This window comes from Pseudomonas sp. PDM32 (assembly GCF_019219225.1).
GTDB classification, from domain to species: Bacteria; Pseudomonadota; Gammaproteobacteria; order Pseudomonadales; family Pseudomonadaceae; genus Aquipseudomonas; species Aquipseudomonas laurylsulfatiphila.
The window spans coordinates 22,496-48,544 of sequence record NZ_JAHUWE010000005.1 but is presented as its reverse complement, the minus strand read 5'-3'; the positions used below and the strand labels follow the sequence as shown (position 1 = coordinate 48,544).

Annotated in this window: 22 protein-coding genes and 1 pseudogene; 6 read left to right on the top strand and 17 right to left on the bottom strand. The window is 61.4% G+C overall.

Annotation, left to right across the window (positions count from 1 at the left end):
* Positions 1 to 280: 280 nt before the first annotated feature.
* A complete protein-coding gene (locus KW846_RS30410; protein WP_371321740.1) occupies positions 281 to 436 on the bottom strand; it encodes a carbohydrate porin in 156 nt (51 codons plus the stop codon).
* A 612-nt stretch (positions 437 to 1,048) separates the two neighbouring features.
* Complete coding sequence (locus KW846_RS10930; RefSeq protein ID WP_007973164.1) at positions 1,049 to 1,312, bottom strand: hypothetical protein; 264 nt, start codon at positions 1,310 to 1,312, stop codon at positions 1,049 to 1,051.
* A 225-nt stretch (positions 1,313 to 1,537) separates the two neighbouring features.
* Between KW846_RS10930 and KW846_RS10925 the strand changes: the two genes are divergently transcribed.
* From KW846_RS10925 to KW846_RS10910, 3 genes are all read left to right on the top strand, one after another.
* Positions 1,538 to 1,999 carry an isochorismatase family protein gene (locus KW846_RS10925; RefSeq protein WP_218482242.1) on the top strand — a complete coding sequence of 154 codons (462 nt, stop codon included), beginning with the start codon at positions 1,538 to 1,540 and terminating at the stop codon, positions 1,997 to 1,999.
* 317 nt (positions 2,000 to 2,316) lie between these two features.
* The gene (locus KW846_RS10915) at positions 2,317 to 2,667 is read left to right on the top strand and encodes a DUF6124 family protein (protein WP_218482240.1); all 351 of its coding nucleotides are present in this window, start codon (positions 2,317 to 2,319) and stop codon (positions 2,665 to 2,667) included.
* A 114-nt stretch (positions 2,668 to 2,781) separates the two neighbouring features.
* A complete protein-coding gene (locus tag KW846_RS10910) occupies positions 2,782 to 4,188 on the top strand; it encodes a DUF2252 domain-containing protein (RefSeq protein ID WP_218482239.1) in 1,407 nt (468 codons plus the stop codon).
* Between the two features lie 92 nt (positions 4,189 to 4,280).
* On the opposite strand, the gene KW846_RS10905 is transcribed toward KW846_RS10910, so the two are convergent.
* Together KW846_RS10905 and KW846_RS10900 are read right to left on the bottom strand one after the other, a co-directional pair.
* Complete coding sequence (locus KW846_RS10905) at positions 4,281 to 5,126, bottom strand: phosphatase PAP2 family protein (protein ID WP_218482238.1); 846 nt, start codon at positions 5,124 to 5,126, stop codon at positions 4,281 to 4,283.
* 34 nt (positions 5,127 to 5,160) lie between these two features.
* Positions 5,161 to 5,832: a histidine phosphatase family protein gene (locus tag KW846_RS10900; RefSeq protein WP_033047688.1), complete on the bottom strand. Its 672-nt coding sequence runs from the start codon at positions 5,830 to 5,832 to the stop codon at positions 5,161 to 5,163.
* 260 nt (positions 5,833 to 6,092) lie between these two features.
* Here KW846_RS10900 and KW846_RS30405 point away from each other — a divergent pair.
* Positions 6,093 to 7,154, top strand: a pseudogene (locus KW846_RS30405) (methyl-accepting chemotaxis protein); the annotation flags it as partial.
* Complete coding sequence (locus KW846_RS30400) at positions 7,149 to 8,012, top strand: methyl-accepting chemotaxis protein (RefSeq protein ID WP_371317832.1); 864 nt, start codon at positions 7,149 to 7,151, stop codon at positions 8,010 to 8,012. The pseudogene KW846_RS30405 and the gene KW846_RS30400, both read left to right, overlap by 6 nt.
* 146 nt (positions 8,013 to 8,158) lie before the next feature.
* Here KW846_RS30400 and KW846_RS10890 read toward each other — a convergent pair whose 3' ends face one another.
* From KW846_RS10890 to KW846_RS10855, 8 genes are all read right to left on the bottom strand, one after another.
* Positions 8,159 to 8,578 (bottom strand): type II toxin-antitoxin system VapC family toxin, encoded by a 420-nt coding sequence (locus KW846_RS10890; RefSeq protein WP_218482236.1) that lies wholly within the window; start codon positions 8,576 to 8,578, stop codon positions 8,159 to 8,161.
* On the bottom strand, positions 8,575 to 8,820 hold the full coding sequence (locus KW846_RS10885; RefSeq protein ID WP_007973186.1) for a plasmid stabilization protein: 246 nt from the start codon (positions 8,818 to 8,820) through the stop codon (positions 8,575 to 8,577). Before KW846_RS10885 ends, KW846_RS10890 begins: the two co-directional genes overlap by 4 nt.
* Positions 8,821 to 8,907: 87 nt before the next feature.
* The gene (locus tag KW846_RS10880) at positions 8,908 to 10,281 is read right to left on the bottom strand and encodes a DUF1329 domain-containing protein (RefSeq protein WP_218482235.1); all 1,374 of its coding nucleotides are present in this window, start codon (positions 10,279 to 10,281) and stop codon (positions 8,908 to 8,910) included.
* Between the two features lie 134 nt (positions 10,282 to 10,415).
* Complete coding sequence (locus KW846_RS10875; protein WP_218482234.1) at positions 10,416 to 12,371, bottom strand: DUF1302 domain-containing protein; 1,956 nt, start codon at positions 12,369 to 12,371, stop codon at positions 10,416 to 10,418.
* A gap of 41 nt (positions 12,372 to 12,412) precedes the next feature.
* Positions 12,413 to 13,714, bottom strand: coding sequence for a phospholipase (locus tag KW846_RS10870; RefSeq protein ID WP_218482233.1), 1,302 nt, complete (start codon positions 13,712 to 13,714; stop codon positions 12,413 to 12,415).
* Between the two features lie 239 nt (positions 13,715 to 13,953).
* Positions 13,954 to 15,522: an FGGY-family carbohydrate kinase gene (locus KW846_RS10865; RefSeq protein WP_218482232.1), complete on the bottom strand. Its 1,569-nt coding sequence runs from the start codon at positions 15,520 to 15,522 to the stop codon at positions 13,954 to 13,956.
* 20 nt (positions 15,523 to 15,542) lie between these two features.
* Positions 15,543 to 17,132 carry a glycerol-3-phosphate dehydrogenase/oxidase gene (locus KW846_RS10860; RefSeq protein WP_218482231.1) on the bottom strand — a complete coding sequence of 530 codons (1,590 nt, stop codon included), beginning with the start codon at positions 17,130 to 17,132 and terminating at the stop codon, positions 15,543 to 15,545.
* Between the two features lie 5 nt (positions 17,133 to 17,137).
* The gene (locus KW846_RS10855; protein WP_218482230.1) at positions 17,138 to 18,733 is read right to left on the bottom strand and encodes an FAD-binding oxidoreductase; all 1,596 of its coding nucleotides are present in this window, start codon (positions 18,731 to 18,733) and stop codon (positions 17,138 to 17,140) included.
* Between the two features lie 210 nt (positions 18,734 to 18,943).
* Here KW846_RS10855 and KW846_RS10850 point away from each other — a divergent pair, with 210 nt between their 5' ends.
* Entirely contained in the window at positions 18,944 to 19,972 is a 1,029-nt protein-coding gene (locus KW846_RS10850) for an AraC family transcriptional regulator (RefSeq protein WP_007973200.1), read from the top strand.
* 19 nt (positions 19,973 to 19,991) lie between these two features.
* Here KW846_RS10850 and KW846_RS10845 read toward each other — a convergent pair whose 3' ends face one another.
* The 5 genes from KW846_RS10845 to KW846_RS10825 all read right to left on the bottom strand — a co-directional run bounded on the left by KW846_RS10845 (position 19,992) and on the right by KW846_RS10825 (position 25,996).
* Positions 19,992 to 20,360 (bottom strand): glyoxalase superfamily protein, encoded by a 369-nt coding sequence (locus KW846_RS10845; RefSeq protein WP_104450850.1) that lies wholly within the window; start codon positions 20,358 to 20,360, stop codon positions 19,992 to 19,994.
* Positions 20,361 to 20,645: 285 nt separating this feature from the next.
* Positions 20,646 to 22,103 (bottom strand): amidohydrolase family protein, encoded by a 1,458-nt coding sequence (locus KW846_RS10840; protein WP_102698906.1) that lies wholly within the window; start codon positions 22,101 to 22,103, stop codon positions 20,646 to 20,648.
* Between the two features lies 1 nt (position 22,104).
* Positions 22,105 to 22,965, bottom strand: coding sequence for a MurR/RpiR family transcriptional regulator (locus KW846_RS10835; RefSeq protein ID WP_007973204.1), 861 nt, complete (start codon positions 22,963 to 22,965; stop codon positions 22,105 to 22,107).
* Positions 22,966 to 22,979: 14 nt separating this feature from the next.
* The gene (locus KW846_RS10830; protein ID WP_218482229.1) at positions 22,980 to 24,329 is read right to left on the bottom strand and encodes a gluconate:H+ symporter; all 1,350 of its coding nucleotides are present in this window, start codon (positions 24,327 to 24,329) and stop codon (positions 22,980 to 22,982) included.
* Positions 24,330 to 24,550: 221 nt separating this feature from the next.
* Positions 24,551 to 25,996: a SulP family inorganic anion transporter gene (locus KW846_RS10825; protein ID WP_218482228.1), complete on the bottom strand. Its 1,446-nt coding sequence runs from the start codon at positions 25,994 to 25,996 to the stop codon at positions 24,551 to 24,553.
* Positions 25,997 to 26,049 lie beyond the last annotated feature (53 nt).

The following is a 26,049-nucleotide window of genomic DNA, read 5'->3' as shown; positions in this document are numbered from 1 at the left end:
TCCTGATAGATCTCCGGTCAAGACCCGACCTCACTCTCGGATTATTTTCCGCCCCGGAAGGATCTAGCTCAAGAGAGCGATACAATGGCTGCTCTCTATTTACCTGCTCTACATCGTGCCAAGACACGCTGTGACGCAGCTGTTATGCAGAGCATCTTGCACGTCCTGGGACCGTCCTCCCCGACTGAACTACTATGGGCTCTCATAACTCACGCAGGCAAAGAAACTGGGCCTAGCGCCAAACCTGGCACATCTTGCACTACAACGTGGTTTCAAACTTCTAACCGGCAATCCAGGCATTGTCGACATCGTTGAAGCCGCCAGGACTCACCACGTATTGAATGTTTGTCCGCGCAGTCAGCCACTTGCTGACCAGGAAGCCGTAGTAAAGCTCCACTTTGGATGTAGCGATCGATCTTGTTGGTGGCCTTGTCATGCACAGTGGCGTCGCTGAACAAGGTCAGCGCCGGGCCGGGTTGGTCGCATCCTTGTAGACCTGATGCTGCACCCCCTACTAGGCGCCGTGTTTGTTGTTGTTGGATTTGAAGCCTGTATCGCTCAGCGGCTCCTGTGCCACGTCCGCAGCAAGATAGAATCGTCAGCCTTGGTGGTACTGTAGTAGCCGCCGACGCGGTATTCGCCGGGCGTTGGAGCAGGAAGTAATAGAGACCGCCCATTTGCTGTACCGAAGGCAATATGGCATGTGCTGACTCGCCAGAGCGAGTGAAGGGAATGCACAATCGCCAGCAATGGCTATCAGAAGCCGTTGGCTCCGCTCAAAAGGGAGATCCGACGAACAGCTGTGGAATTGAGCATTTATGGACGTAAAGGTAGGAATTCAAGAAGATTCGCGAATGGTATTCCAAAAGGTATTCCAATAAAAAATTTAACCGAAAATAATCTATAATAATCAACATGTTATAAAATCAATTCAGATTACCCCGGCCCACCAATTGAGACACCAACGAAGCCCACCCTGTGTGGGCTTTGTTGTTTCTGGCTGTATCGCAGGTCCTACAACAGTCTGAAACAGGACCCACGCCAACGATCAGTACTTGATGTCCCGGGCTGTGCGACGAGTATCCTGCTTGGTGCTGCGCTTGTCCTGACGACATTCCACGTTACTCTTGTCACTGCCCTTTCTGCAGGCATCCTTGGTTTGCCGAGCAGTGGAGCGCCCTTCCTGCCTGGTATCGCGAGCTTCACGCCGTTGTTCACCCTGCTCGGTCGCGTAGACAGGTAGCATCACCCACTGCACACCAGCGGCGATGAGTAGCGTCGCCAGGGCTTTCAAATAGTGCTTGGGAATCATGATGTTTCTCCAACTCCATTCCGCTCAGTCGCTTCGTTCACTCAAGCGGGAATTCAGCGAGAACCTGTATTGCATCGTACGCTCCCAACTCACAAAAGCACTTTGTGGCAGGTGAAATCTGACGAGAGGGTCACATAGACGTTCACGCAAGGCCGCTAAGTGCAGGAGGCGGCCAGCGAGACCATCCACAATATTTTGATCACTGCCATTCCCTCGGAGAACCCCATGCGCCAAGCCCTCCTGATCATCGACGTACAACCCGGCTTCGCCCCACCACAGTGGCTGGTCGAAGGTATCCAGGCACTCCTCGGCACCCTGCCCAGCGTCGCCACGGTCGAGCGTCACGACGAGTCCATAACCCCCTTCGAAAAACAGCTTGGCTGGCACCCCGCACCGGACGATGAAAGCCTGATCCCCGCCGACCGCATTTTCATCAAGCACGGCTACGCCCCCACAGCGGAAACCATCGACTACCTGAAAAGCCTGAACGTCGAGCGCGTACTGGTGTGCGGCCTGCAGACCGAAACCTGCTGCCTGGCGGCGGGGTTTGCGCTGTTTGATGCGGGCTTGCAGCCAACCTTGATTACGGATTTGACGGTGGGGTCGTCGCTGGACCGGACGGGGGGGTTGGGAGTCAGGCTTTGGGAGCATCATTTCAAGCACACGGTGAAATCGAGCAACCTGTGACTTCCCCTTGTCCTAGGACATTTCCCGCAAAACGCATCGCACTTCATGAACTGGCGGGGTCTGCTTCTCGACGATAGCCTTTCTGGGTCGCTGAAAATCAGTGATCAGCTTTGACAGGCTGAAAACAGGAACCTTCCACTCGCCCAAACAAAACGGCATGCTTTCGCGCGTGCAATTTTCATGGTGGCTGTGCGTGGGGCATCTTCGGATGCACCGGTTTCCTGTGTTTCCGGTCTGTCAACCTGCGTACAGCCGCCGCCCACCTTGTTTGACAGCAGGAGAGCGGTGGCTCCTTTGAACAAACCAGGAACCCCATCATGAAAAAACAAAGCCCAAATCCGCCAGACTCAACAACCGAATCACCCAACCTATCCAACCTCTCCAACACCACCGAACCCGCCATCAGCGCCCGCCTGCGCAACCCCAATCACCTCGACCCCGTCAGCCACGTCTTCACCATCCGCCCCGACATCGACACGCCATCCCTGCTCACCCACGCCAGCGAAACCCTCGCCTCGCTCAACGTCATGAGTACCGACCTTGCCTGCGAGCTTGAGAGCTCGCGTCGCAACATCGCCCTGGCAATCCAGCAGTTGGCCGTGCTGGCGCAATTGCTGGTGAACCGGGCGCTGGACAACATCGCGCCACTCGACGAAGCAGAGGCTTGAGAGGGATCGAGACATGCCGATGCCAGACAGGTGAGCCGCCGGGCAAACACGAACCCGCAAAGCCCTTCTACACTCAATCCGCAATCGCCCTGTACCCCCCTCGAATAGGCCCCCATGACCACCCTCACCGACCGTTTTAAGCAAGGCAAGGATGCACGCAAGAAGTGCTCGCGCAGTTCGCAAGCGTCCCTGGGCAATGTCGACCGCGACCCGATTCCGCTGATCAAGGCGTCGAGTGAAGGACGCGTCAAATCGCTGGTGGAGCTGCGCTACGGGCGCATGCTGGTGTCGCCGTTCACCTTCTATCGCGGCAATGCGCTGCTGCAGGCCCACGACTTGGCGGGCACTTCGAACATGGGGCTGGTTTCGCCGATTTGTGGCGATAGCCACTTGATGAATTTCGGCGGTTTCGCAACGCCGGAACGCAACTTGCTGTTCAGCGTCAACGACTTCGATGAGGCCCATCCCGGGCCGTGGGAGTGGGACTTGAAGCGCCTGGTGGCGAGTTTTCTGGTGGCCGCCCGCGACTTGCGCCATGGCGAATCGGTTGAAGAAAGCATCTGCCATGAGGTGGTGAGTGCCTATCAGAAAACCATGCTCGAATGCGCTGAACAAAGTTCGCTGGAAACCTGGTACGAATCCATCAGCTATGACGACCTGCTGGCGCAGGCCAACAAAAGCACCCTGGAACACGTGGAACGCGCCATCGAAAAAGCCGAGCGTCGCACCCATGCCGAACTGCTGCCAAAAATCAGCGAACGCGACGCCCATGGGCGTCTGATCATTCGCGATGACCTGCCGGAAATTTTCCACCTGCACAAGAACACCACATTGCTGGACGCCGATGATGACTGGTTGCGTCTCTCGGACTGGCGTCCGCTCTACGACACCTTCATGCGTGACTATCGCGGCACCCTGCAAGCGGACCGCCGTGATCTGCTGTCGCGTTTTCATGTGCAGGACATGGCGTTCAAGGTGGTGGGCGTCGGCAGTGTCGGCACCCGTTGCCTGGTGGCGCTGCTGACCGACGATCAGCAGTTCCCGCTGTTCCTGCAATTCAAGGAAGCGCGGCGTTCGGTGCTCGCTGGCTACGTGAAGGCCAGGTCGCGGGTGCGGCATGAAGGGCAGCGGGTGGTCGAGGGTCAACGCTTGATGCAATCGGCCAGCGACCTGTTCCTCGGCTGGACCACCGGCCCCAGCGGGCGGCATTTCTATGTGCGGCAATTGCGCGATATGAAAATCTCCGCCGAACTCGAGACGTTCGATGGCGATGCCTTCGCGGCCTATGGCCGGCTTTGCGGCCGGGCCCTGGCTCGCGCCCATGCCAAGTCTTCCGGGCAGGCGGCGGTGATCAGCGGCTACATCGGCAAGAGCGACGCACTGGCCGATGCGCTCTATAAGTATGCCCAGGGTTATACCAAGCAGAACGAACGCGATTTCGAGCGCTTCCAGCAAGCCTGCCGCAAGGGCCGTTTACGTGCGCGGTCGGAAGCCGACTTTGCTGCGGATCATTTGCCGTAGCGGTGTCGCAGGCTCTGGTGCGGGGCTTTGATCGAGATGAATTTTTCTTCACCCCACCCTCTCGCGCCAGCCTGTACATTTCGCTCGCTCATTCAAGAAACTACGGTTTGCCCGCCCTCCCGCGGGCTTTTTTTTGCCTGCGAATTCGCTTTGGAGAGCACCGGCTGTTCCAGCCTCGCTCGCCCGTAGAACGCCAGCGCCGTCAGCAAACACGCCAGCCACACGAAGATCCCGGCCCAGAAGGTGTGGGACATGTAGTGCCAGCCTTGCAGCACCCGCGTTGTGCCGTAGATGAAACCGAGGGTCAGCGAGCCGTACATGATCGCCTTGGAATAGCGCCAGCGATAACGACGCGCCACGAAGTACAACGCCAGCATGGTGAAACCGCCCGAAGCATGTCCGCCCGGCCAGCAGCGCCCTTCACCGGCGACTTTCAGCAGGTCGAAATTCTCGTACCACTCGACGTGCTCCATTTTGCCGCCGTACAGGGTGGTCTCGATCGGGCAATACACGCTGGTGTGGCCCTTGAGGTAGTGAATCACACCGGTGCTGATGGAGAACGCGAACACCACGTAGAGAAAATCGCGACGGTGGCGGGTGGCAAAGCGCAGCACCGGTGCGACTTTGATTTTTTCCAGGAAGGCGATGATTTTCGAATGCTTTTCAGCCTTCAGGCGCGGCCAGAGAAACGACAGCAAGGCACCGATAATCGCAATTTCGCCGGTCCAGTTCGGGATGATACGCGCCCATTTATGCGTGATTTTTTCGAACAGGTGGACCTGGTCCAGCGGGTACGTCTGCGTCACCGGGTCAAAAAAATAGTTGTTGAAGGCGATGTCGATGCTGGTCATGTCGAACATCAGGAACACCACGACCGCGCAGGCCAGCGGAATACCGAAATTCACCCAGTAAAAGCGGTAGCGAGAGGCGGTCAGCATTGTAAATCCTGATTCAGAAAGAGGAAGGAAAAACTCAATGAGTGCTCACCGAGCTCCAGTCGGAAGCTTCGATAAAGCCAAGCATGTGCGGAGTCTGTGGGGTTTCGGCGGAAATAAACAGTGAAGCGCCATAACCCAGGGTCGAAGGCGGTAACGCGAGCTCTTTTTCCAGTTGCTCCATGCACTCGCTGTGGGTCACCAGAACCAGGTTACGCCCGGCCACTTTATGCGCAAGCGCGTCACGCAGCATGGTGCCCTTGCAACTGATCAGCCAGTCCTCTCCCGTGCCAACCTTGTTGAACATGAAGTTGGCCGTCTGAGCCGTACGCAGGATCGGGCTGTGATAGATGTCGGCCTTGCCCAGGCCAAGGTGTTTGAACTGCGCCCCGAGGCTCTCGGCAATGCTGCGAGAGCGCTCGGTAATGCCGTCATTGCCAACCAGGCAAGGCGCCGAGGAGTGATCGCAACGCTCGACGTGGCGCACCAGCACGATCACGTCGCCCTTGGCCCATCCAGTCATCAAAGCCTGTGCACCGGCCACATTGCCGTGAGCCAGGTCCGGTGCAGTGGCGGGACGCAGCAAAAAAAAGGTCAACGGAATCACCAGCAGCGCCGAGGCCAACACCACCGCAGCGTTGCGATAGCGGGCGAAGCGCTTCAGGTCGATCGAGCGTTTTATCCCGAAAAGACTCAGTCTCAATTCCACATCAAGCCGCCTCGCCGGCACGCACCACCTCATTAGATCCCGGGAGGTTAAAGAAGCGTGCGTCGGTGGCAGGTGAAACACATGTGAAAAAAAGCTTAAAAGCACTGTAAAAATCTTGTTACAGAATCCATTCGGAAAAATCCTTTCAGCTCCCGCCATTGCTGCCGATACATCCTGCTTACACAGCTTGGCGGCCCCCAAAAAAAACAATCTTCCAGCCAACCGACGAAAAAGTAGCACTACGTTCCTGGAGGAATTTGATGAATAGCTGGTTCGGCAACATCAGCGTGAACCTGAAACTGGGCCTTGGATTTGGCCTCGTGCTGGCACTGACCTGCGTCCTCGCCCTGACCGGCTGGAGCAGCCTGGGCGGGTTGATCGACCGCAGCAACTGGATGAGCGACATCACCCAGCTCAACGCCGGCCTGACCAAGCTGCGCGTGGTTCGCCTGCAATACATGCTGACCAACGGCGACGAAACCGCCGCGCAGGGCGTGCAGACCACCCTCGACGCCTTCTCGGCCCAACAACAGGCACTGCTGGCGAAGTTCAAGAGCCCGGAAAACCTCAAGCTGCTCCGGGAACAGGGCACCGTGATCGACGCCTACAGGACATCCCTGGGCAAGATGCGCAACGCTTATCGCGCCGGCAACAGCGCCCGCGACGCCATGAGCGTCAACGCAGAAACCGCCAACTCGCTGATCAATGACATCAACACCCGCGTGCAGCAAATGCCCCTGAGCGACCAGCGCTTCGAACAGTTCCAGGCCATTACAACGGCCAAGGAAGCCTTCCTGTTGGCGCGTTATGAAGTACGTGGATACACCGCCACCACCAATACCGAAACCGAACAAAAAGCGGTCAGCCAACTGGACGCCGCGATCGCCAGCCTGAAACCGCTGAACGCGCATTTCGCTGACACCCAGCAAGACGCCCTGCGTCAGCTGGAAACCGCGCTGGGCAACTATCGCAGTGCCTTGCAGGCTTACAAGGCCGCCAGCAATGACGCGGTGCAGGCGCGCAAGGAAATGACCGACCAGGGCGCCGCCATCGTGTCCCAGAGCGATCAGCTGTATCAGATCCAGCTCGACCGCCGTGACGCCGAAAGCGCCCGGGCGCGCACGCTGCAGCTGATCAGTACGCTGCTGGCATTGTTGGTGGGCATCATTGCCGCCGTAGTCATCACGCGCCAGATCACCCGTCCATTGCGCGAAACCCTGGCGGTGGTCGACCGCATCGCCAGCGGCGATCTGTCCCAGAACGTGCTGGTCACCCGTCGTGACGAACTCGGCGTGTTGCAACAAGGCATCGCACGCATGGGCGTGACCCTGCGCGACTTGATCAGCGGCATCCGCGACGGCGTGACCCAGATCGCCAGCGCCGCCGAGGAACTGTCGGCCGTGACCGAGCAGACCAGCGCCGGGGTCAACAGCCAGAAAGTCGAGACCGATCAGGTCGCGACCGCCATGCACGAGATGACCGCCACCGTGCAGGAAGTCGCGCGCAACGCCGAAGAAGCTTCGCAAGCCGCTGCGGCGGCGGACGGCGAAGCCCGTGAAGGCGACAAAGTGGTCAACGAAGCCATCGCCCAGATCGAGCGCCTGGCCAGCGAAGTGGTACGTTCCACCGAAGCCATGAGCGTGTTGCAACAGGAAAGCGACAAGATCGGCAGCGTCATGGACGTGATCAAGGCCGTGGCCGAACAGACCAACCTGCTGGCGCTCAACGCCGCCATCGAAGCGGCCCGCGCCGGTGAAGCCGGTCGTGGTTTTGCCGTGGTGGCCGACGAGGTCCGCGGCCTGGCCCAGCGCACGCAGAAGTCCACCGAGGAAATCGAAGGCCTGGTGGCCGGCCTGCAGAACGGCACGCAACAAGTGTCCGCGGTGATGAACAACAGCCGCGTCCTCACCGACAGCAGCGTGGCCCTGACCCGCAAGGCCGGCGAGTCACTGGAGAGCATCACCCGCACGGTGTCCAACATCCAGTCGATGAACCAGCAGATCGCCGCGGCGGCCGAACAGCAAAGCGCCGTGGCCGAAGAGATCAGCCGCAGCATCATCAACGTGCGCGATGTGTCGGAACAGACGGCTGCGGCGAGCGATGAGACCGCCAAGTCCAGCGTTGAACTGGCACGGTTGGGTGGTCAATTGCAGCAGATGGTGAGCCACTTCCGCGTTTGACCGTATACCTGCGGTGATTGAAAGACCCATTCGCGGGCAAGCCCGCTCCCACAGGTAAGGTGTCGAACACAGAATCTGTGAACGACTCAAAACCCTGTGGGAGCGTGGCTTGCCCGCGATGGCAATCTACCTGTCAGCGAAGATGTTCAGGCCTCCCAAGGATTGATGACTTCAATCCCGGAAAATCCGAAATCTCGAACATTGCGGGTGGCTATTGCCGCCCCATGGCTTCGGCAAATGGCGGCAATTTGCGCATCAGCCATTGAAACCGCACGCCCATTTGCCTCAGCACCTGCCGTCAGCGCTGCGTACTCAACTGCGGCATGAGCATCGAACGGCAAAATGCGCCCGGCAAAGTCCTCTTCGAACATGGCCATGGCATGGGCTTCAAGTTTTTGTTTGCGCTTGCCCGAAGGCAGGCGTGCGATGCCGTGGAGTATTTCCGCCACCGTTACCGCACTCACTGTCAGATCCATCGCCGGCTGCGCATCAACCCAGGCAAGCACCCGGCTTTCAGGCTCGACTCGCATAAACTCTGAAAGAACGTTGGTATCGAGCACTATCATTCAGAAAAATCCACCGCCGTTGCTTTCTCTGAACGCTCCGGCAGATCAAGCTCGACTCCGCCCAGAGTGCTGAAACGATTGCGGATCCTACTTCCAAGTCCACCGGCGCGATCAACAGTCGCCAAGGCCCTGCCCAGAATCAGGCGAGCCTCTTCTTCCATGGAATGTCCGTTATGAGCCGCTGTGATGCGCAGTTGCTCCTTGAGCTTCTCATCAAGGTTTCTAATTGTGATGCTGGCCATGATGCCTCCTGCAATCAATGAAATCATTGATTGCAGGCTAGCACATTCTGGCAAACCAAAACCCGGCAATCTTCCGAATGGCCAATATCACCGCGTCCCACGCTGGCGCAATGCCGACGGCATGAAGTACGCGTCTTCCGGCACCGGTTGGGTGAAGTCCACGGTGCCCTGCTCTTCGTTATCCAGGTTCTGCACGTAGTAACGACGCGCCTGCAGGTCATGGAATACGTCCAGCGCGCTCCAGGTGGTGGGCAGGTCGTAGAAGTTTTTCAGGTAGGCCATCGACACCCGCCACAACTCCCCTCGCCCGTCGTATTGATCGACCAAGGCGGCGCCCCAACTGTCCTCGTCCAGAAACAGCACACGCTTGGAATAGATATGCCGCGCACCCGGCTTGAGCGTGCCTTCGACCACCCAGACCCGGTGCAGCTCATAACGGGTGTATTGCGGATTGAGGTGGCCCGGTGTGAGCAGCTGCGCGTACTTCACTTCGGGGCTGCCGACTTTGTAGTTGTTGTAGGGAATGTAGACCTCTTGCTTGCCCTTGAGCTTCCAGTCGTAGCGGTCCGGCGAGCCGTTGAACAGGTCGGTATCGTCCGCCGTGCGCAGGCCGTCGGAAGAGGCGATCGGGGTGTCATAGGCGAGGTTCGGCGCCCGGCGCACACGGCGTTGGCCCGCATCGTAGACCCAGGCCTGACGCGGGTCCTTGAGCTGGTCCAGGGTCTCGTGAACCAAGGCCGCACCACCCGCCAGGCGGGCCGGGCTCTTCACGAAGGCCAGGTAGTAGAACAGGATGTTTTTCAGGTCGGCGAATTGCCCGCCCGGGCGGTAATAGTTGAAGAGCCCCTCCTGCTGCGAGGTCACAAGTGCGAAGCTGCCGTTGCGTTGCACCGGCGCTTCGGAGGCACGACGGACCACATAGATGCCGCGATAACGGGTGATGTGGTTCCACAGCACCTCGACCCCGTCCTTGGGCACCGGGAACGGCACACCGCCATAGGCATCGGCAAATCCGGTGCCGCCATCGAGCAGCTTGGTCGCGGTGGCATTCTTCAAGGTGTTGTCATACAGCCACTGCGGCGCCGAGCCAGAGCGGCGTGAGGGATAGACCGGCATCTGGAAGGTGTCGGGGTAGCTGTTGAACAGGGCGACCTGACCCGGACTGAGGTGGGCCTTGTACTGTTCAAGGTTGGCCTTGGTGATGGTGAACAGCGGCTTGTCCGCCGCATAGGGGTCCGGGTGATGCTGGCCTGGCTTGTAGCCCGCGGGCGCCTGGGTGATGCCACCGGTCCAGGCCGGAATGGTCCCGGCGGCGTTGCCGGCACGCTCGGCGCCCATTGGGGTCAGGGTGGTTTTCAGTTGCTCGGCCAGCTGGGGCGTGACCGCGGCCAGCGCGCTGCCGGCGGCAAGGCTCAGGAACAGTGCCAGGGTGGTCTTGGTCAGTCGTGAAGTGTGAAACATGATCGTTCTCCGAAATACAAAAACCTGTGGGAGCGGGCTTGCTCGCGAAAGCGGTGTGTCAGGCGACAGGTGTGTGGGATGTGCCGCCCTCTTCGCGAGCAAGCCCGCTCCCACACAGGGTCTGCGTGTAGCAATCAAAGGAAGTACTTGAGGTTGAAGCCGATGTTGTCGCGGTCACGCAGGCCGTTGTCCTGCCCGCCGCCATAGAACTCGGTGTACTGCAGCTCGGCCTCCAGCCTGTTCTGGTAGTTGGCCTTGATCCCCAGGGTGTAGGCCTTGCGGCCCTCGATGACGTTGCCCGCCTGATAGCTGTTGCCCTCGAAGTCATCCTTGTAGACGACATAAGGCGAGACGTTGACCCCGGCATACACGTCGTTCCAGGTGCCGTTGAGCATCGCGGTGTAGCTGTAGGAGTTGCGGTTGACCTGGTCGTCGCGCTCGCCACCGGACACATAGGAAAAGTTGCCGGTGCCCGCGTAGTAACGGTTACTGCCGTCATAAGCGGTGTATTGCAGGTTGCTGCCGCGCAGGTGCTCGGACGCCAGCTCGAATACGCCGAACATCGAGTCGAATGACAGGCTCGGACCAAAGTTGTAAATGGTGCCCAGGGACGTGTTGAACGCTTCCACCCGCTCGGCGTTATTGATCTGGCTGTCGAGCGTGACCTGCTGCCCGCCGATGTTGATGGTCTGGCCGCCTGCCGCTGCGGCGGCGCCGTTGGCCAGGTCGCCGATCAGGTCGTTGGTGGCGGCGATCCCGATGGGCAGGTTCGGCCGATACGCCACTTCACCGAACACCGACGCCTGGCCCAGGGTGGTGTTGAAACTGAAACCGTACATGCGGATGTCTTCGGCGTAGCGCCGGTGCGCCTGAATATTGCCCAGCACATCCACGGTCGCCAGGCCGTTGGCCAACTGCCCCGCCTGGCTGCCGGCGACACCGGCCAACAGGTTGGTCAGGGCATTCATGTCGATGCCCTGGTACCCGCCCAGATCGGCGGAAATGGTCGGCTCCTTGGCGTGGTAGTTGACCATGTACAACCCGAACTCGGTGCTGTTGAGCGCTTCTGCGATGTAGCGAAAAGCGAAACCGAACTGGCCGTCGTTGCGCGCGTTGAAATCCTTGCCGACCGTGGCCACCTTGACGGTGTTGCCAAAGGTCGGGGTGACCCCGTTGGCATACAGGCCGGTGGTGCTCAGGGCCTGGTTGAGCAGCGGGTTGTTGCCCAGCGCGCTGTACAGATCGATCACGTTGCCGAAGCCTGGCACCGGAGTGTCCAGCGCGGTACCGCTAAAGTTGTTGTAGGCGGTGTTGCCACCGTCGGCGAACAGGTCCGTCTGCGAGTAGAACGTGCCGACCGGGTCGATGCGGGTTTCCTTCCAGTTGGTCTGGTAAAAGCTTTCCATGGTCAGGCTGTCGGTCAGGCCGATGTTGAAGCTGAGCGCTTCCACCGGGACCAGCACTTCCTTGACTTCGGCACCGGGCAAACGGTACTTGGCCGCATCCACCGGGTTGGTGGTGTTGATCCCGCCACGGTAGAAAATCCCCTCGCCCCAGTTGAACACCTGGCGCCCGATACGTGCGGTGACTGGCATCTGCGCCACGTCCCAATTGCCATAGAGGTAGGCGTCGAGCAACTCCACCCGGCTGCCGGCGATATCGCGGGTCTGGCTGGTGAAATGGTCGTCCTGCGGGTAACTCTGACTGGGTTGCGACGGGTTGTTGTTGTCGTAGTAATCGTTGCGCTTGTCCATCAGTTGGGTGTCGTAGAACGCGGTACCGCGCACGAACATCCCGTAGTTCTGATAGTTGGCCTCGAGCTCCGAGGTGATCTTGTACACCTCGGAAACCAGCCCCGTGTCGAAGTTGCGATTGCCGTCGTTGGTGTTGACGTCGTCGTTGTTCTTGTCCCGGCCCTGGACCCGCCACAAGCGGCCATAAGACAAGGTACTGTCGAATGAACCGGTGACCTGGTTGTCCAGCACGCTGAACTCCTCTGCCTGCACACCGTCGACCGCACACAGTTGCAGCAGCCCTGCCAGGCCCACGCCGGGAAGCGCCGCGCCAGACAGGCGAAATCGAGTGCTCATGATCTGTTCCTCTTTCCCTGGATTTATTGTTTTTGTGTGCGTTACTGCGATGACTGGGGCGCCAATCCCGCACCGGCATAAATCCGGCTGTGCGCGCCAAAATGTCCCAGCAGTTTGAACAGCTGTCGGTTGAGTGCCGGATGGTCGAAGTCTTCGCGCTGCAGCTGATTACCGCGGCTGAAATCGCCGGTGATCGGTGCTGTGTCCAGCCATTGGCCGATGGCTTCATCGAACGCTGCGGACGCGTCGACGGACTCGGCACTCACCACTTCGCGCAGGTAGTCCACCGAGTACGGCGGGTAACGGGCGTCCTGGGCAGAATCGGCATAGGCGTCGAGCATCGGATGGGGCTGGCCCGTGCGCAGCAGACGACGCAGCCAGCTCGACTGATACTTCTCCACTTCCATGTGCCGGGTCGCAACGCGTTCGATGGACGCCTGCTTGTCGGCCGCGAAACCGGCCAGTGCCTTGCCTTCCAGCAGAAGAAGACTGGCGAGGTCGACACCGGGCAGTGGCTTGGCGTGATAAGGCTGGGTCAGGTCCTGAATGTGGTGCAGGCCCCAGCCGAGAAAGCGATACCCCCAATAAGGATGGCCGGTGGCAAAGGCCAGTCGCGCCAATCCCATGTATTGATAGGCGCGCCAGTCGGGCCAACTATGTTCGAGAAATCCCGCAGCGGCGTACACCACCGGGCTCTCATGGAAGAACCCCATGTGGAACGGTGCCTGGGAGCTGTACTGAAACCGCGCGTCACCAAAGGGCTGCGGGCCGAAGCCGTACAGCGCACCGACGTCGCCGGGGTTGTCGCTGAACAGGTTGATGTCGTGGCCGTAGTCAGGCTCATCGGCGGCGCTGGCCAACACGGCCAGGGGCGCGACTTGTTCGTGGTCAGCTACAACGATGAAGCGCTGGCGATTCCACGGCGAAAGGGTCTGCTCGACCATGACCTGCTCGGCCTTGAGGTGTTCACGCTCGGGTTGATCCTTGCCCGGCATCGGCTGGATGACCATCGCCAGATGAATCCCGGGATTGATGCGCAGTGCAGTGAGGAAGTCGTGGCGCAGATTGTCCCCAGGCATGGCAGGCAATCGCAGGTTGTCGGGGCGCGGCGGGTACTGGGGGAAGTGCTCGCGGGCGAAGCGCTCCTGCTCGTCGAGCAACGCGCTCACGGCCTCGTATTGTTGCGAGAGAAACTGTTCCAAAGGCTCGACGTCGACCTGCGGTGCGTCGCGCAAGGCCGGCAGATCCTGCAACGCCAGGTAGCTGCCCACCGTATGGTTGGACCAGCCCCACGCCATCGGCGCCGTTCCACAAAGCAGCAACAGGAGGAATGTCAGCTTCATTGCCTGGTTCTTATTGGATGTGCAGTGAGGGTTGAGCCTAACAACCGCCCCTGCCCCTGACACTGTCCAATCTCACCAGAAAAGTTCTCCGATAGCGCCACATGCACGACGCAAAAAACACCACCGCCCCCTGTGGGAGCGGGCTTGCTCGCGAAGGCGGAGTGTCAGTCGCCATTGATGTCACTGACACATCGCCTTCGCGAGCAAGCCCGCTCCCACAGGGGATCTTCGGTGTTCTTTCAGGCGGGGTAACCGGTGATTTTGCGGATGCTCTGGTACAACGGCTTGAGCTGTCGATACATGCGCAGGTAGACCTCTTTGTACAGTCGCTCATAGACCTGCTGCGCCTCGGGTTGCGGCAGGAAGACCGCACCGACCCGCGTCATGGCGGCCATCGCCGTGGGGAAATCCGCGTGCAGTCCCAGCCCCACCGCGCAGCAAATGGCCGCGCCCAGGCCGGACGCTTCGTAGACATGCGGACGCTCGGCCGGCAGGCCGAAAATGTTCGCCGTGAGTTGCATCGCGGCATCACTCTGGGAGCCACCACCGGCGACGCGCAAGCGCGTGACGCAGACCCCCGAACGTTTCTCGATCTTCTCCATGCCCTGGCGCAAGGCATACGCCAGGCCTTCGAGGATCGCCCGGTAAATGTGCGCGCGGGTATGCACGTCGCCGAAGCCGATCATCGCGCCCTTGGCTTCCACACCCGGCTCGCGGATGCCGGGCGACCAGTAGGGTTGCAGCATCAACCCCATGGAGCCCGGCGGCACGGCCTCGACCAGCGCATCGAAGAGCTGCTCGGGCTCCACGCCCTGGGCCTTGGCCTGCTGCATTTCCCGCAGGCCGAACTCGTTCTTGAACCAGCTGACCATCCAGTAGCCGCGATAGATCATCACCTCGCAGTTGAATTGATCCGGCACCGCCGAGGGGTAAGGCGGAATCAACGGGACGATTTCCAGGTAGCGCGAGCGGGTGCTGGTGATCGTCGCCGTGGTGCCGTAGGACAGGCATACGGTGCCGGCGTCGACGACGCCGGAACCCACGACTTCGCAGGCCTTGTCGGCACCCGCGGCAATCAGCGGCAGCCCCTCGGGAATGCCGGTGTGGCGGCTGGCCTCGGCACTGATGTAGCCGAGGGTTTCACCGGGCTTGTGCAGGCTCGGCAGTTGCTCGGGCCGCACCGCCAGCGCCTGCCATTTCCAGTCGCTGGGTGCGGCCCATTTCAGGCGTTTGAAGTCGAAGGGCAAGTAACCGACGCAACAGCCCACGGAATCGACAAAGCGCCCACAAAGACGATGGGTGAGAAACCCCGAGAGCAGCAGGAACTTGTCGGTCGCCGCCCACACTTCAGGCTGGTGGCGGGCGATCCAGTTGGCCTCGGCCTGGGCGCGGAAGTAGTCCACCGTGGCTTGCGCGCCGACCAGTTTGAACAACCAGCCCCACGGTCCCTTGATACCGCCTTCGACTTCGCTCTGACGCTGATCGAGCCACAAAATGGCCGGGCGCAAAGGCTTGCCCTGGGCATCGACGTTGATCACCGTGCCGCGTTGGGTGGTCAGGGACACACCGGCAATCTGCGAGCGATCGATCCCGGTTTGCTGCCACACCTGCTGGCAGGCTTCACCCAGTTTCTCCCAGTAATACTCCGGGTCCTGCTCGGCCCACCCCGGTTGTGCCGAGTAATAGGCCTGCAACTCGACCTTGCCTTTGCCCAGCAGATTGCCTTGCAGGTCGAAGAGCAGTGCGCGCACGCTCTGGGTGCCATTGTCGATGGTCAACAGGTAACGCTTGTTCGGGTGGTTATCCATGGAGCTCTCTTCAATGGGCATCAATGCGTGGCATCCGGCAATCCGTGATGGCGTTGCCACAACGCCCGATAACGCTGTATCTCCTGCTGCCAACGCTCATCGTCCCAGCCCAGTCGTGGCTGGCAGAGTTGGCGAATGGCCGCGAAACAATCCTCGCCGCCGCGCGGCAGCAGCAGGCCCAGGCGGGTGCGGCGCAGCAGCAGGTCATCGAGATGCAGAACCATTTCCGCCTCGCAGGCAACGGCCAGTTCTGCCCACAAGGTGTCCGTGCTGCCTACCGTTTCATGGCCCAATCTGGCGATCAGTTGCGCCAGCCTCGGCAGGTCACGGCCATGCCGCCCGGCCAGGCGCCGCCACTGGCTGGCGCTGAGCCCCGGTATCGCCAGCGGCGGCACGACGGCAAACACCGGCGCGGCGTCATCATTGAAGGGCCGCTCGAGCATGCTCGCGCAGGCCCTGAGCACTTCGATCGCCTGCGGGCGAAAAGTGGTCAGCTTGCCGCCGGCCAGGGTCACGCAACCCGGTTCCTGCCACAGCACATGCTCACGGGTTTCACTCGACGGCTTGAGCTCACCCGCCACGCTGCCCACCACCGGGCGCACGCCCGACCAGGTCGACAGCACATCGGCTGCAACCACTTCAGCGCCGGGAAATTGTTGAGTGCACGCCGCCAGCAGATAGTCGAGTTCCTCAGCGCTGATACTCGCGCTTTGATCCAGATCCTCGCGATGATCGAGGTCCGTGGTGCCGACCACCGTGGCACCCTCCCAAGGGAAAACGAACACCGGTCGACGGTCACGCTCGTGCAGGAAGGTGAAGGCTTGCGCCACGGGCAAGCGCCAGCCCGGCAACAACAGATGACTGCCACGCAACGGGCGCAACTGGCGAGGCGCATCGGGCAGGCGCAAGCGCTCGGCCCACGCGCCGGTGGCCACGGCCAACACCCCACAACGCAGTGTCAGTGATCCGCCTCCCTCGCAGTCTTCGACCTGAACCCCGCAAACGCGCCCCTCCTCACGCAGCAATTGCTGCACGCGCACGCCGTTGAGCACCACGGCGCCGTCGGCCCGGGCCTCGCCCAGAACGCGCATCACCAGGCGGGCATCATCGGTCAGCGCATCGACAAAACAGGTGCCGCCCAGCAGGTCATGGTCCTTCACCCCGGGTGCCAGATACCGCAGTTGCTGCGCGTCATGAAAGCGATGGCTGCGCCGCCCGGCCAACGCGTCATAAATGGACAGCAATCCACCCAGCACCCGCGGTCCGGGAAAACCGCCACGGTAATGCGGCATCATGAAACTCATCGGCTCGACCAGCCCCGGCGCTTCGTCCAGCAGCCTCTGGCGTTCACGCACCGAATCGCGGGTCAGGCGCCACTGGCCTTTGGCAATGTAACGCAAGCCGCCATGGACCATTTTCGAAGAGCGGCTGGAGGTGCCCCAGGCGAAATCGCGCTGCTCCAGCAGCAGGCAACGCCACCCTCGGCGCGCGGCTTCGCGCAGGATGCCGGCGCCGCTGATGCCGCCGCCGATGACGATCAGGTCCCAGGTTTCAGCCGCCAGCGTCGGCAGCACCTGCTGACGCCACGCCGCGTTCCAGTCCAGGCTCATGGCCGTCACTCCTGCAACAGCGTGCCAGGGTTCAGTCGCCCGGCCGGATCGAAGTGCCGACTCAATGCCTGCAGGGTGTCCATCGCCAGCGCGCCCTTCTCGCGCAGCAGGTACGGCGCGTGGTCCTTGCCCACGCCATGCTGGTGACTGATGGTGCCGTGGTTGTCGACGATGGTCTGGCTGGCCGCCTGCTTGAGTGCCTGCCAGCGCGCCAGGGTGGCGGGGTAATCCGCCGCCGGGCGAAACACATAAGTGGTGTAGATGCTCGATCCTTCGCCATAGACGTGGGACAGGTGGGTGAACACATGGACCCGTTCGCCCTGCGCCGCCAGGGCGTCACGCAGGCTGCTCTCGATGAGAGTGAGCAGGTTATCGACGTTGCTCCAGTCGGTGGCCGTTTCCAGGGTGTCGACCACGTAACCGGCGTTCCACAGGTTCTCGCGCAGGTAGGGAAAGCGGAAGCGGTTCTGCGCCCACTTCTTGCCGAGCAAGGTGCCGGTAAATACCCCGCCGAACGCCTTGAGGTGCTGCCGGGCCTGACGCAGGGACAGCGCATTTTGCCGACGGTTGCCGGTCACGCCGAACGTCAGCAGGCATTTGCCCTCACCGGCGCCGCGCAGGGTCAGGTACTTTTCCAGCCAGGCGATCTGCTGCGGGTGACCGGCCAGCGCCAACTGGGTTTCGGTTTCCACCGCGTTGGACAGGCGCAGCATCGACAGCGGCACCCGCGCCTGGGCCAGCTGGCGGATGGCTTGCAGCGCCTTGGGCCAATCGGGCAGGAACACCCCGTAGAAACGTTCATCGGCGGGCAGTGCGCTGACCCGTACCTTCACCTCGGAAATGATCCCGAAACGGCCCTCACAGCCCAACACCACTTCGCGCAGATCGGGGCCGGCCGCCGAGGCCGGAAAGGAGGGAATGTCCAAAGGTCCGGCAAAGGTTTCCAGGGTCCCGCCGGCGAACAGTTGCTCGATTCGCCCATAACGCAATGACTGCTGGCCACTGGAACGGCTGGCGACCCAACCGCCCAGGGTCGACAGCTCCCACGATTGCGGGAAGTGCCCCAGGGTATAACCACGGGCGCGCAATTGACTTTCCACCTGCGGTCCACTGGTGCCGGGGCCGAAGGTGGCCAGCAGGCTCTCTTCGTCGAGGTCCAGCAGGCGACTCATGCGGGCCAGGGAAACCGTCACCACCGGCCGCACGGAACTCGGCGGGTTGATGTGACCGGCCACCGAGGTGCCGCCGCCATAGGGAATCAGGCACAGGTCCTGTTCATGGGCGAGCAGCAGTAAACGGCGAATCTGTTCAGCGCTCGTGGGATAGGCCACGGCGTCGGGATAATTACCCAGCTCGCCCTCACGCAACGCCAGCCAGTCCGGCAGGCTCTGGCCGCGAGCATGCAGCAAACGATCATGGGCATCCACGCTGTACAGGAAGTGTTGCTGCAACCGCGACGGGGGCACGCGGGTCAATGCCGTCTCAAGCGTCGCATCCGGCAGCGTTCGCCCGTCACCTACCCGCCGGGCGAGAAAACTCGCGCCCTGGGCCGGCAGCTCGACCACCGTGGTTGCATCTCCCCAGCCGTTCCAGCGTCGCATGCGTGTGTCCTTTTGCGGTTCTTATCAGTGATATTTCAGGCCCCCATACTAGTCAGCCGCCGGAAAGTGTCACGGTCGCATCGGGCCAGTTCGAGTAGCCAATTGAGTCAAACGTCGCGCAGGCGTCAGCCATTTACTTTAGCCGTGGTTTCAAATTACCTTTCAGGGCATTCATCCGCGCACGCGGGCCTTGATCAAAGGAAGACGATCATGCAATCCCTGGGCTTCACTTCCGTTCCGCCGCTGCTCAAATACCTGCGTCATGCCGAACAACTGGGCATGGCCATCGAGCCTGCGTTGGCGGCTGCCGGGTTGCAGGCACAGCAGTTGAGCGACAATAGCCTGCGGTTGCCCGGTGAAGCCCATGAACGGCTGCTCGATTATTTCTGCGAACACTCGGGCGATCCGTTGTTCGGTCTCAACGCCGCGCGCTTTGTGTTGCCCAACTCCTGGAGCGTGCTGGGTTACATCACCATGAACTGCGCGACACTGGGCGATGCGATGAGCCGCATCATGCCGTTCGAGAAACTGGTGGGAGACATGGGCGTCAGCCGCGCCGAGGTGCAAGGCAGCGACGTGCACCTGATCTGGACCTGCCGCCATCAACGCCCGCGAATTCGCCGGCACCTGGTGGAAAACGTGCTCGGCTCCTGGCTGCAATACGCGCGCTGGATCGCCGACACGCAAATGTCGCCGGCCGCCGTCTGGCTGGAACATGCCTGCCCGGCCGACACGACACTGGCACAGTACGAGCAGTTCTTCGACTGCCCGGTACTGTTCGACCAGCCTTATTCGGCGCTGATTGTGCCGTTGCCGTATTTGCAGTTGCCCTTGCGCCAGGCCGATGCGCAATTGCTGCGCACCCTGGAAGAACATGCCCAGGGGTTGATGGCCACACTGGAGGACGCGTCGCTGGAACAGCGGGTCAAAAGCATCCTGCGCCAGCTGCTCAAGGAGGGCCTGCCACGCAAGGAGCAGGTGGCCGAGCATCTCGCCGTGTCCGTGCGCACGCTGCAACGCCAGCTGCATCAGGCCGGTACGTCGTACCAGCAGATCCTCGATGACCTGCGCCAGGAACTGGCCGAGCATTACCTGCTCAACAGCGCCTTGCCGATTCAGGACATCGCCCAATACCTGGGCTTCACCGAACCCCGCTCGTTTCACCGCACGTTCAAAAGCCGGCGCGGGATGCCGCCCGGCGAGTTTCGCCAAACCCACCGGGTGCCGAACGAAGGCTGAAGGCTCAGGGGTTGTAGGCTCAGAGACTGATCGCGTTGGTGAACACCAGCCGATTGCCGAACGGGTCGGCGATGGTCATGTCCTGGCTGCCCCAGGGCATGGCCTGAATCTGTGGATGGGAAAACCTGTATTCCCTGGCCAACAGTTGCTGTTGAAATTGCTCCAGCTCATCCGTCTCGATCCGCAGTGCAGAACCCGGCGTGCTGTCGCCATGGTGTTCGGACAAATGCAGCACACAATCGCCACGGGAGATTTGCAGGTACAGCGGGAAATCCGCTTCAAGTCGATGTTGCCAGTCGATCTTGAAACCGAGGAAGTCGACGTAGAACTCCACTGCCTTGGCTTCGTCGAAAATACGCAGGACCGGAGTGGTTTTGCCGAAGCTCATCGGATTGCTCCCAGACAATGAAAGACCTGTAGGAGCGAGCTTGCTCGCGATGGTCGTTAACGATGACGCGTCTCTACTGGATAAACGCGGCGCTCTTTTGTCCATCGCGAGCAAGCTCGCTCCTACAAAATACGTAACCGCCGAACCGCAATGATGGCCGGGCTTGATGTCAGCAATTCGGCTGGGTGGGGGGATTCTTTAATTGCACATTGCCACTATGTAATGCAGATCAAAAGATCGCAGCCTTCGGCAGCTCCTACGGGGAGCGATTTCGCCCCGCCTCAATCAATGAAACCCGTCACGCAAATCCCCTTGCCGCGCCAAAAACCGCCCTTCCCTGCGCCCGTTGGCCTGGCCATCGCGGTAACTCAACACACCGTTGACCCATACGCCCTCGATGCCTTGTGCCGCCCGCTGTGGATCGTTGAAATCAGCCACATCCCGGATGGTCGCCGGATCGAACAACACCAGGTCGGCCCAATGGCCTTCGCGGATTTCACCGCGTTCCTTCAAACCGAAACGCGCCGCCGACAGCCCGGTCATCTTGTGCACGGCGGTGTGCAGCGGGAACAGTCCTACGTCACGGCTGAAATGTCCGAGCACCCTGGGGAATGCGCCCCACAGGCGTGGGTGTGGGAACGGGTCTTCCGGCAAGCCGTCGGAGCCGACCATCGACAGCGGATGCGCGAGGATCCGGCGCACATCCGCCTCATCCATGCCGTAGTACACCGCACCGGCCGGTTGCAGTTGGCGGGCGGCATCGAGCAACGACAGGTTCCATTCGGCGGCGATGTCCATCAGGTCGCGGCCGCCCATCTCCGGGTGCGGCGTCGACCAGGTGATGGTGATGCGGTGGGCATCGGTCACCTGCTTGAGGTCAAGGGTCGATGAGCTCGCGGCATAGGGATAGCAATCGCAGCCCACGGGGTGCGATTTCGCTGCTTCTTCCAGGGACGCCAGCAACTGTGGACTGCGCCCCCAGTTACCGGCACCGGCACATTTGAGGTGAGAAATGATCACCGGGCTTTGCGCATGGCGACCGATCCGGAACGCCTCGTCCATGGCCTCCAGCACCGGCTCGAATTCACTGCGCAAATGGGTGGTGTAGACCGCACCGAACGCGGTCAACTCTTCGGTCAGTTGCATCACTTCATCGGTCGACGCCGAGAAGGCGCTGGCATAGGCAAGGCCGGTGGACAGGCCCAGCGCACCGGCCTCAAGGCTCTCGCGCAGTTGCTCGCGCATCGCGCTGATTTCATCAGCCGTGGCAGTGCGGAACAGGTCGTCGAGGTGGTTGCTGCGCAACGCGGTATGACCCACCAAAGCGGCGACGTTCAGCGTGGTGTTCGCCGCTTCGACCGCCGCCCGATAGTCGCGGAAGGTCGGATAAACGAATGCAGCGGCCGTGCCGAGCAGGTTCATCGGGTCCGGTGGATCACCGCGCAAACTCACCGGTGAAGCACTGATTCCACAGTTGCCGACGATCACCGTGGTCACGCCCTGGCTGAGCTTGGGCAGCATCTGCGGCTGGCGAATGACCACGGTGTCGTCGTGGGTGTGCACGTCGATGAAACCCGGCGCCAGCACATGGCCCTGTGCGTCGATTTCTTCGTTGGCGCGGGCATCGCGCAAGTCGCCGATACGCTCGATGCGTCCGTTCAGAATCGCCACGTCGGCGGGGTAACCGGGGCTGTTGCTGCCGTCGATGATCAGGGCGTTGCGAATCAGCGTGTCGTACTGCATGTCAGTCTCCCAGCGGCAAGTGATCGTCGCCGCCGCGGTATTCGTCGAGGGCGAGTTTGATCCGCCGCAGACGTTCTTGATTGTCTTCAGGGTTGGCCAGGGCCAGCTCGGTGGCGAGCACATCGATGGCCAGCAGCATGCCGTAGCGCGCCGCCGTGGGTTTGTAGATGAACGAGGTTTCGGCGCTTTGCAGCGGCAGGACGATGTCGGCCAGTTGCGCCAGCGGCGAATCGCCGCGAGTGATGGCCAGAATGCGCGCGCCGTAGTTGCGCGCCAGCTCCACCGTTTCAATCAGTTCCGGGGTGATCCCGGTCAGCGAGCAGACAATCACCACCTGTTCGGCGCTGAGGCTGGCGGCGGTGACGCGCATCATCACCGCATCGTGGCACGCCGTGATCGGATAGCCCAGGCGCACCAGGCGCACTTGCAGTTCATCGCTGCACAGGGTCGAGCAGCCGCCCATGCCGAAGGCGTGAATCATCCGCGCCTTGCCCAGCAGTTTTACCGCATCGGCGAAACGCGACTCATCGAATGCCGCCAGGTGCTGGCGCAAGGTTGATTCGATGTCACCGACAATCTGCCCGTAGAACGCCGACTGCTCGGGGGTGCCCGCCGGGTCGAGAAACCGGCTGCCGACACCGCTGGCCTGGGCCAGCTGCAAACGCAAATCACGCAGATCCTTGCAGCCGACCGTACGGGCGAAACGCGACAGCGTGGCGCTGCTGACCTCTGCCCGCAGAGCCAGTTCATCGAGGCTGGCGGAGGCGGCGAAGCCTACGTCGTCGAGCATCAGGCGGGCGATGCGTCCTTCACCGGCGCTGAAGGAATCCTGGCGGGCGCGGATCTGGTAGAGGATGTCCATGCAAGTGGCTCCGGCTAAATCAGGTAGGAAAGGCCAACGGTCAGTCCGAAGGCAATGATCGAGATCAACGTCTCGAGCACGGTCCAGGTCTTGAAGGTTTGGGCAACGGTCATGTTGAAGTATTCCTTGATCAACCAGAAACCGCCGTCGTTAACGTGGGAAAAGATAACCGACCCGGCGCCCGTCGCCAGCACCAGCAGCTCCGGATGGGGATAACCCAGACCAATGGCCACTGGCGCGACCACGCCTGAAGCGGTGGTCATGGCCACAGTGGCAGAACCGGTGGCGATGCGCATCAGCGCAGCAAACAGCCAGCCCATCAACAGCGGCGACAGGTGAAACTCGTGGGCCAGGCCGACAATTTGATCGGTGACGCCGGCGTCCACCAGAATCCGGTTCAGGCCACCGCCGGCGCCCACCAGCAGGGTGATGCTCGCGGTCGGCGCCAGGCATTCGTTGGTGAACTTGAGGATCGATTCGCGGTTGAAGCCCTGGGCCAGGCCGAGGGTCCAGAAGCTCAGCAAGGTGGCCAGCAACAGCGCGATCACCGAGTTGCCGATGAACAGCAGGAACTGGTTAAAACCACTGCCCGGCGTGGAAATCAGATTGGCCCAGCCGCCGATCAGCATCAGTACCACCGGCAACAGGATGGTCGCCATGGTGATGCCGAAACCCGGCAGGCTGTCGCGCGGTTCACGCTCGAGGAACTGGCGCTCCAGCGGGTTTTCCGCCGGCAATTGAATGCGCGGCACGATGAATTTGGCGTACAGGGGACCGGCGATGATCGCGGTCGGAATGCCGATCAGGATCGCGTACATCAACGTCTGCCCCACCGACGCCTGATACACCTGCACTGCCAGCATCGCCGCCGGATGTGGCGGCACCAGCGCATGCACCACCGAGAGTCCGGCGACCATCGGCAAGCCGACCATCAGGATCGACACGCCCACGCGCCGCGCCACGGTAAAGGCAATCGGCACCAGCAAGACGAAACCGACTTCGAAGAACAGCGGCAGCCCGACCAGAAACGCGATGGTCACCATCGCCCAATGCGCGTTCCTCTCGCCAAAGCGGTCGATCAAGGTCCGCGCCACCTGCTCGGCGCCGCCGGACTCGGCCATCATCTTGCCGAGCATGGTGCCCAGCGCCACCACCAGTGCGATGTGCCCCAGGGTTTTGCCGACACCGGCCTCGTACGCCCCCACCACGCCGGACGGAGGCATCCCGGCGACCAGCGCCAGGCCAAGGGAAATCAGGGTGATGACAATGAACGGATTGAGCCGGTAACGGGCGATCAGAACAATCAGCGCGATGATGGCAACGGCGGCATACACCAGCAGCCAATAGCCGAAGGACAGGGTCATGCGGTACTCCTCGAGAGGGTCACGTCGAAATATTTGTGAAACTCTTAAAACATTTCGGCAGGCGATTTTCAAACGAGGTGAAAGTAATTTTCGTGCAGAGGTAAGGCGTGTCGCGCAGAGGCATGGCGTGTCGCGAATTATGAAAGTCGGCTGTATGAATTTTCATCTCCGACAGGCCGATCTTTCCCCGCTCAGCGTGGGAAAGATCGAATGATCTGACCTCAGTCGTGCTGCATCCGGGCACGCTTGAGCAGTTTCTTGCAGCGCTCGGACAAGTGCAGCACTCGCAAGTGCTTGCCGGCCTTGGCGTAGCGCTCGCGCAAGGTGCCTAGCGCGGCGATGGCCGAGTAGTCGACGAAGCTCAGGTGCTGGCAATCCAGGGTCACTTGCGCCGGGTCGTTGGCCGGATCGAACTGATTGAGAAAGGGTGTGGTCGAGGCGAAGAACAGCGTGCCATGCACCCGGTACAGCTTGCTGCCGTCGTTCTCCAGATGACTGTCGGCATACAGCTGGCGGGCCTGCTGCCAGGCAAAGTTCAGCGCCGCAATGATGATGCCGCAGAGCACCGCGGTGGCCAGGTCGGTGAACACGGTAATCACTGTCACCGCGATGATCACCAGCACGTCGTTGAGCGGCACCTTGTTCAGCACCCGCAACGAGGCCCAGGCGAAGGTCTGTTGCGACACCACGAACATCACCCCGACCAGCGCGGCCAATGGAATGCGCTCGATCAGCGGCGACAGAAACAGGATGAACAGCAGGATCGACACCCCGGCTACCACCCCGGACAAGCGCCCGCGGCCGCCGGAACTGAGGTTGATCACGGTCTGGCCGATCATGGCGCAACCGCCCATTCCGCCGAATGCACCGGACACCACATTCGCCGCCCCCAGCGCCACGCACTCGCGGTCCGGGTAGCCACGGCTCTCGGTGATTTCGTCGGTGAGGTTGAGGGTCAACAGGGTTTCCAGCAACCCAACCAGCGCCATCAGGATCGCGTAGGGCGCGATGATGCGCAGGGTGTCCAGGTTCCACGCAATGTCCGGCAGCGCCAGCGTCGGCAGGCCACCGGCAATGTGCGCCATGTCGCCCAGGGTGCGGGTTGGCAAGCCAAGCAGATACACCGCCAGGCCCACGCCGAGAATCGCTACCAGCGCCGGCGGCACGGTGCGGGTCAGGCGCGGCAGCACGTAGACAACGGCCATGGTCACCGCGACCAGGCCGAGCATCATGTACAGCGGCGTGCCGCTCAGCCAGACCTCACCGTCCTTGAAATGCTCCAGTTGCGCCAGGGCAATGATGATCGCCAGGCCGTTGACGAAGCCGAGCATCACCGGGTGCGGCACCATGCGCACCAGCTTGCCGAGCTTGAGCAGCCCGAACGCCATCATGATCAGCCCGCCCAGCAACACCGTGGCCAGCAAGTACTGCACGCCGTGTTGCACCACCAGCGCGACGATCACCACGGCCATCGAGCCGGCCGCGCCGGACACCATGCCCGGTCGCCCGCCGAACAGCGCGGTCAGGGTGCAGATGATGAATGCGCCATAGAGCCCCATCAGCGGATTGAGATGGGCCACCAGGGCGAAAGCGATGCACTCGGGCAACAGGGCGAAGGACGTGGTAAGCCCGGCCAGGACATCGGCGCGTAGACGTTTTGCTTTCATGGGGGGACCGCACACAGGGAGAGACGAAAAAGAGTGTGCGGATGTTACGGAAT